The following is a 228-nucleotide window of genomic DNA, read 5'->3' on the forward strand; positions in this document are numbered from 1 at the left end:
GTCCAGGGTGACGGTGAGCGGATTGGTGATATTAGTCACCGGCGCGCCGTTTTTATCCACAAGGCTGGCGGTGTAGACGATGTTGCCGCCTTCGCCAACGGTGGTAGTGGCCGTCAGGACGACATCGACCTTGTCGATGGTGTCGTTGATCGTGGTGGTTGCGCCATTGCCTGCGACTTCGAGTTTTTCGAAGTTGCCGCCGGAAGCGTCGGTGATCTGGACGGTCTG

At 58.8% G+C, this 228-nt stretch carries 1 protein-coding gene; it reads right to left on the reverse strand.

Annotation, left to right across the window (positions count from 1 at the left end):
* Positions 1-228 (reverse strand): immunoglobulin-like domain-containing protein (locus KVH01_RS30875; protein ID WP_217883821.1); only part of this gene is annotated, 228 nt, incomplete at both ends.

Source organism: Pseudomonas khavaziana (assembly GCF_019145205.1).
Lineage (GTDB): Bacteria > Pseudomonadota > Gammaproteobacteria > Pseudomonadales > Pseudomonadaceae > Aquipseudomonas > Aquipseudomonas khavaziana.